The sequence below is a fragment of the Microbacterium sp. genome, assembly GCF_031988965.1.
Taxonomy (GTDB): domain Bacteria; phylum Actinomycetota; class Actinomycetes; order Actinomycetales; family Microbacteriaceae; genus Microbacterium.
The window spans coordinates 1-1,409 of record NZ_DALZXX010000286.1 but is presented as its reverse complement, the minus strand read 5'-3'; the positions used below and the strand labels follow the sequence as shown (position 1 = coordinate 1,409).

At 72.0% G+C, this 1,409-nt stretch carries 1 protein-coding gene and 1 pseudogene; one reads left to right on the top strand and one right to left on the bottom strand.

Annotation, left to right across the window (positions count from 1 at the left end; all coding sequences use genetic code 11):
* Positions 1-424: nucleotide-binding domain containing protein (locus RTM68_RS18790; RefSeq protein ID WP_312173848.1), on the top strand; the 424-nt coding region annotated here is incomplete at its 5' end.
* Positions 425-558: 134 nt separating this feature from the next.
* Here RTM68_RS18790 and RTM68_RS18785 read toward each other — a convergent pair.
* Positions 559-1,409: pseudogene (locus tag RTM68_RS18785) on the bottom strand (hypothetical protein); the annotation flags it as partial.

Genomic DNA, 1,409 nt, shown 5'->3' with positions numbered 1-1,409 from the left:
CCAGATCGAGCACGCGGAGGCCGCGGGCTGGCTCGGCGCCCCGCTCTCGTTCACGGATCAGGCCGCGCAGATCGCTCTCGTGCGCGCTGCCCTGGAGACCGGCCGCAGCGTCGCGCTGACCTCTGACGACGCCCCCGCCGCATCTGACACTCTCGAGCGCATCGCGACGATCGCCGCCGATGCGATTCGCGGCGCGGCCGACCTCGCGCGCCGCATCATCGTCGCGGGAGGCGACACCTCCGGTCGCGTCACCCGGCTGCTGGGCGTGACGTCGCTCGAGATCGCGGCGAACCCGATCGGCAACGTGGTCCTGCTGCGCGCCGCCTCGGACGACCCCGACATCGACGGCCTCGAGCTGCTCCTCAAGGGCGGTCAGGTCGGCGCCGAGACGCTGTTCGACGACATCCGCTCCCTCGGATCCTGACGGCCGGGCGGATCCTGACGGCCGGGCGGATCCTGACGGCCGGGCGGATGCTCATCCGATCGACCGCACCCTCCCGCGGGTGCGCCTGAGGCGCCGCGGGAGGGCACGATCGAATCAGCCGACGGAGAGGCACATCAGCCGACGGAGAGGCGCAGGCGCCAGCTCGTGGGCTCACGGGGGATCCGATACCGCTCGGGCGTCGAAGGCCCGACGGATGCGGAGCCGAGGCCCAGCTGCCCGTGGTCGAGGTTGAGCCAGACACGCCCGGAGTCGACCAGCTCGTACGGACGCGTCGCCGCCTGCAGGTCCTTCGAGGTCCACCGGCGGGCGGTGAAGTCGAACACGCTCCTGCCGTCGACACGCAGGGTCGGCAGCTCGGCGCCCGACAGCAGCAGCAGGCTCGTGTCGATGTGGTTGCCGTTCTCCTGGGGCACCGGATAGCGCACCTGCAGGTCGTCGATCGCCGCTCGGTACCGGCCCAGCGGCGCGGCCTCGAAGGAGTCGACGTACGACTCGCCGGGACCGCGGCCCTGCCACTCGACATCGGCGTAGCCGCCCGGCAGAGAGAGCAGCAGCCCGAGTCGCGGCACCCAGATGTCGCGATGCATGTACGGGGTGTCGGACCAGGGGCCGACGAAGTCCGCCGAGACGGACAGCTCGAGACCGTCGCCCTGCTGCTGCCACAGCATCGTCCAGACGACCCCGTGCGGATGCGTCGACGGTGCCGTCCGCCCCGTGACCTCGAGCCAGCCGTCACCCGTGCGCACCCGATCGGTGCGATGCTCCAGACGGTCCATCCCGGTCTGATGCCACACCTTGGCGATGTTGTTGGTCTCCCCCTGACCGCGGTCGTTCTCGGTCGGCGCGCGGTGCAGGTCGATCCAGGGGCCGTCGACCTCCACTCCTCCGAGGGAGAGCAGGCGCCCGGTCGCGCCGTCGAACTCCGCGGCACCCAGCCGCACGGCACCCGCGTGCACGGCGTCGG